Origin of the sequence: Nonomuraea sp. NPDC049141, from assembly GCF_040648415.1 — a bacterium.
In the GTDB taxonomy this organism is placed as follows: Bacteria; Actinomycetota; Actinomycetes; order Streptosporangiales; family Streptosporangiaceae; genus Nonomuraea.
The window spans coordinates 1,055,591-1,061,590 of the sequence record NZ_JBEZDR010000001.1 but is presented as its reverse complement, the minus strand read 5'-3'; the positions used below and the strand labels follow the sequence as shown (position 1 = coordinate 1,061,590).

The 6,000-nt window shown below is 72.1% G+C and carries 7 protein-coding genes and 1 pseudogene; 3 read left to right on the top strand and 5 right to left on the bottom strand.

Translation table 11 applies throughout. The annotated features are described in order from the left end of the window. Positions 1 to 234: pseudogene (locus AB0B91_RS04920) on the top strand (penicillin-binding protein); the annotation flags it as partial. Positions 235 to 238: 4 nt separating this feature from the next. Next, positions 239 to 1,081, top strand: coding sequence for a PhzF family phenazine biosynthesis protein (locus tag AB0B91_RS04915; protein ID WP_358315645.1), 843 nt, complete (start codon positions 239 to 241; stop codon positions 1,079 to 1,081). Here the strand turns inward: AB0B91_RS04915 and AB0B91_RS04910 are convergent. The 5 genes from AB0B91_RS04910 to AB0B91_RS04890 form a co-directional block, all read right to left on the bottom strand. Beyond that, on the bottom strand, positions 1,059 to 1,925 hold the full coding sequence (locus AB0B91_RS04910) for a biotin-dependent carboxyltransferase family protein (protein ID WP_358315643.1): 867 nt from the start codon (positions 1,923 to 1,925) through the stop codon (positions 1,059 to 1,061). The two genes, AB0B91_RS04915 and AB0B91_RS04910, sit on opposite strands and share 23 nt — an antisense overlap. Continuing rightward, complete coding sequence (locus AB0B91_RS04905; RefSeq protein WP_358315641.1) at positions 1,922 to 2,545, bottom strand: allophanate hydrolase subunit 1; 624 nt, start codon at positions 2,543 to 2,545, stop codon at positions 1,922 to 1,924. The genes AB0B91_RS04910 and AB0B91_RS04905 overlap by 4 nt, the downstream gene beginning before the upstream one ends. After that, positions 2,542 to 3,297, bottom strand: a complete 756-nt coding sequence (locus AB0B91_RS04900; RefSeq protein WP_358315639.1) for a 5-oxoprolinase subunit PxpA — start codon at positions 3,295 to 3,297, stop codon at positions 2,542 to 2,544. Before AB0B91_RS04900 ends, AB0B91_RS04905 begins: the two co-directional genes overlap by 4 nt. A gap of 64 nt (positions 3,298 to 3,361) precedes the next feature. After that, a complete protein-coding gene (locus AB0B91_RS04895; protein ID WP_358315739.1) occupies positions 3,362 to 4,894 on the bottom strand; it encodes a hypothetical protein in 1,533 nt (510 codons plus the stop codon). A gap of 123 nt (positions 4,895 to 5,017) precedes the next feature. After that, positions 5,018 to 5,242, bottom strand: a complete 225-nt coding sequence (locus AB0B91_RS04890) for a hypothetical protein (RefSeq protein WP_214635673.1) — start codon at positions 5,240 to 5,242, stop codon at positions 5,018 to 5,020. Positions 5,243 to 5,397: 155 nt separating this feature from the next. On the opposite strand from AB0B91_RS04890, the gene AB0B91_RS04885 reads away from it, so the two are divergent. Next, the gene (locus tag AB0B91_RS04885) at positions 5,398 to 5,967 is read left to right on the top strand and encodes an HhH-GPD-type base excision DNA repair protein (RefSeq protein ID WP_358315636.1); all 570 of its coding nucleotides are present in this window, start codon (positions 5,398 to 5,400) and stop codon (positions 5,965 to 5,967) included. Positions 5,968 to 6,000: the final 33 nt, after the last annotated feature.

Here is a 6,000-nt window from a genome sequence, read left to right as displayed (position 1 = left end):
GACGACGACGGGAACGCGCACATGCGCTACGAGTTCGTCGACGGCATGAAGGACCTCTCCCCGCCCCTGGAGATGACCCTGGAGCCGGTCACGGACACGGTCTTCGCCGCCTCAGGCGCCGGCCCCTCCTTCAGCGAGGACTACATGCCCGTGGTCTTCTCCACCCTGGCCAACGGCACCGAGTGCGTGTACGTCGGCATGCGCGCCACCCCCAAGACCGCTCTGAGAGACTGAGCGCATGTTGCGCCCGTTCCGGCAAGTCGACGTCTTCACTGCCACGCCCTACCAGGGAAACCCCCTCGCGGTCGTCCTCGACGGCGAGGGCCTGAGCACCGAGGCGATGCAGCGGTTCGCCCACTGGACGAACCTGTCCGAAACCACCTTCGTCCTGCCTCCCACCGCGCCCGGCGCCGACTACCGGGTGCGGATCTTCACACCGACGACCGAGCTGCCCTTCGCCGGGCATCCGACGCTGGGCACCTGCCACGCCTGGCTGGAGGCCGGCGGCGTGCCGAAGGAGGCGGAGTCGGTCGTGCAGGAGTGCGGCGCCGGGCTGGTGACGCTGCGCAGGACGGACAGCGGGCTGGCGTTCGCCGCGCCGCCGCTGCTGCGGTCGGGGCCGGTGGACGAGCCGCTCGTCGAGCGCATCGCCGGCCTGCTGGGCATCGGCCGGGAGGAGATCGTCGACGCCGAGTGGGCCGACAACGGGCCCGGCTGGGTGGCGGTGCTGCTGCGGAGCGCGGACGACGTGCTCGCGCTGCGTCCCGGGCCGATCGACCTCGACCTGGGCGTGGTGGGCCCCTATCCGCAGGGGTCGCCGCTCGCGATCGAGCTGCGGGCGTTCTTCCCGCTCAACGGCAGCACGGTCGAGGACCCGGTGACCGGCAGCCTGAACGCCTCGGTCGCCCAGTGGCTGCTGCGCACCGGCCGCGTCACCGCCCCCTACATGGCCGGCCAGGGCACCGTGCTGGGCCGCGCCGGACGCGTCCACATCACCACCGGCCCCGAAAACGGTCAGGAACCCACGGTCTGGGTGGGCGGCTCCAGCGTCACGTGCGTCACCGGCCAGGTCGAACTGTGAACCGCACCAGGTCACCCGGCCGGAGCTGCGCGGCGATCGGCAGGTCCGCCGCCCGCACCACCCCGATCACCGGGTAGCCGCCGGTCGGCGGATGGTCGGCGAGGAAGATGATCGGCTGCCCGTTCGGCGGCACCTGCACCGCCCCCGTCACCATGCCCTCGCTGGGCAGCTCACCCGCCCGCGCCCGCGCCGGCTCCCGGCCGCGCAGGCGTACCCCCACGCGGTTGCTGTCCTGGCTCACCTCGTACGGCTGCGCGCAGAGCTCGGCCGGCGCGCCCGGCGCGAACCAGTCGTCGCGCGGCCCCGGCACGAGCCGCAGGACGGCGGGCGGCGGCTCCCCGGCGGGCGCCAGATCCACCGAGATCTCCACCAGGCTCCCCGAGTCACCCACCGGGAGCATGCTCCCCTGCCGCAGCGGCGCCGGGCCGAGCCCGGAGAGCGAGTCCGTCGACCGGCTGCCGAGCACCGGCTCGACCGCGATCCCGCCCCGCACGGCCAGGTAGGTCCGCAGCCCCCACTCAGGCGCCCCGAACCGCACCTCGGTCCCGGCCGGAACCCAGAACGGCACACCCACCCCGGCGCCCACGTACAGAGCCGACCGCACGGTCAGCGGACAGGGCGCGCCCGTGACCGCGACCCAGGCGCCCGCGTGGAAGACCAGCCGCGCCTGCCCGTAGGTCAGCTCGATCCCCGCCGCCTCCTGGGGGTTGCCGACGAGCCGGTTGCCCAGCCGCAGGCTCGCCTCGTCGGCCGCGCCGGAGCAGGGCACGCCCAGGTGCGCGTAGCCGTGCCGGCCCAGGTCCTGCACGGTCGCGTAGGGGCCCGGCGCGAGAATCTCGATCATGCCGGCTCGAACCGTACGCGGGTGCCCGGCCGGAACAGCGACGGCGGGTCGGCGTCGACGTCCCAGATCCGCGTCGACGTACGGCCCAGCAGCCGCCAGCCACCCGGCGAGGCGGTGGGATAGATCGCGGAGTAGGGTCCGGCGATCGCCACCGACCCGGCCGGCACCGACGTGCGCGGCGTCGCCAGCCGCGGCAGGTGGAGCACCGGATCCAGCCCGGTCAGGTAGGCGAACCCCGGCGCGAACCCCAGCCAGCCCACCACCAGCTCCCGCCCGGTGTGCCGCGCGATCACCTCGTCCACCGGGATCCCGGCCAGCCCGGCCACGGAATCGAGATCCTCCCCGTCATAGACGACGGGAATGACCACGGCCTGCCCGGCCCCGAGCGGAGCCTCGCGCTCCGGCCCCGACTCCAGCACCTCGCCGAGCAGCTCGTCCAGCCGCGCCCGCAACAGGCCCTGGTCCGCCCCCGGCGCCACCACCAGCACCGTCTCGGGCCCCGGCACGATCTCCACCACTCCCGCGGGCCGCGAGGCACGCAGGGCCGCGTCGAGCCGGTGCGACACCGCCAGCGACCCGGTCTCGACGAGCAGCCCGGCTTCGCCGGCCACCCGGATCATGCGAAGGCCTGCAGGACCACTCCCGCCTCCAGCAGCCCATCGCGTACGGCCTGCGCCAGGCGTACCGCGTCGGGCGTGTCGCCGTGCACGCAGATGGACCGGGCGGAGACCACCACCGGGCTGCCGTCCACAGCGGTCACCCGGCCCTCGACGGCCATCCGCACGGCGCGGGCGGAGACCGCGGCGACGTCGTGGATCACCGCCCCGGGCTCGCGCCGCGAGACCAGCGACCCGGCGGCCGTGTAGGCGCGGTCGGCGAACGCCTCGGCGATCGTCGCCACGCCCTCGGCGGCGGCCACGCCGTGCACCACCGAGCCGGGCAGCGTGAGCACCGGCAGCGAGGTGTCGTAGTCGGCCACGGCCTCGATCACCGCGGCCGCCTGGACCTCGTCGCGGCAGATGCGGTTGTAGAGCGCGCCGTGCGGCTTGACGTAGGAGACCCGGCCGCCCATGGCCCGCGCGATGCCGTCGACGGCCGCGAGCTGGTAGAGCACCTCGGCGCAGAGCTCCTCCGGCTCGACGTCCATCTCCCTGCGCCCGAAGTGGGCCAGGTCGCGGTAGGACACCTGCGCCCCGATGGCCACGCCGCGGTCCACGGCCGCCGCGCAGGTGCGCCTGATCGTCACCGGGTCGCCGGCGTGGAAACCGCAGGCGACGTTGGCGCTCGTGACGATGTCGAGCAGGGCCAGGTCGTCGCCCAGCCGCCACACGCCGAAGCCTTCGCCCAGATCAGCGTTGAGGTCGATCACCATGCTTCCCATCATGGCGGTAGCGGCCACCTCGGCGCGACGAACAGCGCCAGAGCCGGCCGCCGTACTAGATCTCGTCGGGGATGTCGGCGATGTCGTCGAGGGCGGAGGCGAGCTCGTCCGGGTCGCCGCCGATGCGCTCGGCGATCTCGATGAGCACGTGCAGCACGTCGTGGCGGTCATGGCCGAGGTCGAGCAGCCGCTGGGCCGCCTCCCACAGCTGCGGCGGGTCGCCGTCCCACAGCCGCGCGGCGATCTCCTCGTGCCAGGCCAGGTGCTCCTCGTCGATGGCGCCGACGTGGTCGATCTCCAGCAGGGTGCGCCGGTCGGCCTCGTCGGCCGGATTGAGCGCGTCGAGGTCGACACCGCCGTGCACGCCCTGCAGGAACGGGAACGCGAAGACCCGTCTGGCCAGCGCCGACAGGTCGCCGTCCGGCAGCAGCCGCTCCAGCAGCGGGCGGTCCAGGCCGAACGAGGTCGGATCCCGGTACGCCTCCGGGAACTTGCCGGTCGCCTCCCACACCGCGTCGAGCGTGGCCTTGAGCCCTCTTTCCGGCAGGCCGGTGCGGCGGGCGGCGAAGCGCACCCACGCGGACAGCACGTGCGGCATGGCCTCCTGTTCGGCCATGCTTAACATCACCTTGCGCGGCAGCCAGTCGAGCAGGAACGTCTCGCACTTGGTCGGGCTCACCCGCAGCGGCCGGTTGAAGTCCTGCTCGCAGCCGTAGTCGATGATGTGGTCGGCGCACCGCGAGGCCGCCGACGGGTCGGACAGGTGCTCGGCCGCGTCGGAGGCGAGGAACTCCGCGGCCAGCATCGCCCGCCGCTCGCGGCTGTAGGGGGCCTCGATGTGCAGGGGAGCGGGGCGCTTGCGGCCCGGCGGGAGGGCCTTGAGCCGGGCGCGGGCGAAGGCGTGGTAGGCGCTGTAGCTGTCGCTGACCGGCGGCGGGGTCTTCGGCTCCCTGGTGGCCTTCATGGCCGACTCAAGCAGCGCCCTGGCCTGCTGGGGCTCGATCTCCTCGAACAGCAGCATCGCGTTGCCGGCCGCCTCGGCGCGGGCCTTGTCCAGCAGCGTGTCGACCTGCGAGGACACCCAGGCGTCGCGCGCCATGCCCGACATGTTGTGATCGACGACCATGACCAGCGCGTGCCGGTCCTGCTCCTGCTCGACCACCGGCGCCGCGTCACCGGCCGCCGGATCCTCGCGGGCTCCGTCGCTCCAGCGATAGCCGAACGTGCAGATCACCGTGTCCTGGTCGCCGTAGGCGTCGCGGGAGACGTAGCAGCCGGTCGGCTTGACCGCGCCGACCCGCTCGGCCCAGCCGGGCCTGGCCACGCCCGACTCCATCATCGCCAGCGCCGCGCCCTCGGCCTTGGCGCCCTGGCGGGCCGTGCCGAGATAGGCCAGGCAGATGAGCAGCGTCAGCGACGCCGGAGTGCCGGCCTTGGCGGCGTAGTCGACCAGGCCCTCGCCGAGTACCTGTTCGACGTCACCACCCCGGACGCGCCTGCCCCACCAGGCCCCGATCATGTCGGAGACCATCAGCTCGGCGTCAAGGGGGCTGCGCACGGCCAGCAGCTCGCGAGCCGCCTGCACCATCTCCTTGAAGACATCGTCTGGCGGGGTGCTCTCCCGGGGATCTCGTCGGTGTCGGCGCACGCCCTCACTCTCTCGCATTCCAGGCTGAAACGGTGCGTAGAACGCGGCCTGGTGACCCCGATGTTATCGGGGAGTCCGGGGCGGTGGTGCGGAGTTGACGATCGCCAGCAGATGTTCGCGGGCGATGCGTTCGATGACATCGGGCGTCGGGGAGATGCCGAGATGCTGCGCGCAGGCGCAGACGTCGGCCACGCACCGGTCGATGGTGTCCACGGGTATGGTCAGGAACTCTTCGGCCAGCCTGAGACTGACCGGCTCCCTGAGGAAGCGTGTGGCCAGAGCGAGCATAGATGTGAGATTCCTCTGGAGACCCAGGGGCAAACCCCCCGGGAATGGTTGCAGGGCGACGTGCGCTCCCATTTCATCTTTTCTCGGCTGAGTGTCAAGCCTCCACAACGCTTGTGTTCGCTTCTTCGGAACCGCATTCGTGCGAAGCTGTTCCCATGCGCATCCAGCTCGCCCAGCGGACGGAGGCCGACGATCTTCTCGGCCGAAGTCCGCTTGCCCTGCTCGTCGGCATGCTGCTCGATCAGCAGATCCCGATGGAATGGGCGTTCACGGGGCCTCACACCATCTCCGAACGCCTCGGGCACGACCTCACCGCGGAGGAGATCGCGGCCCTCGACCCCGAGGAGTTCGCCGCGCTGCTGGCCGCGAAGCCGGCCGTGCACCGCTACCCGAAGTCGATGGCCGACAGGGTCCAGCAGTTGGCCGTCTACCTCGTGGAGCACTACGACGGCAAGCCCGAGGGCGTCTGGAGTGACGTCGCCGACGGCAAAGAGTTGCTCAACCGGCTTCTGGGACTTCCCGGCTTCGGCAAGCAGAAGGCTCAGATATTTTTGGCATTGCTCGGCAAGCAAATGGGGGTTCAGCCGCCAGGATGGCGCGAGGCGGCCGGACCCTATGGCGAGGAGGGGTCGTTGCGTTCGGTAGCGGATGTGGTCGACGCCGACACACTGGGTCGCGTTCGGGCCGCCAAGCAGGAGGCCAAGCGCGCGGCCAAGGCCAAGTAGCCTGATCTTGCTGCGCAACGTGGAGCGATTTTG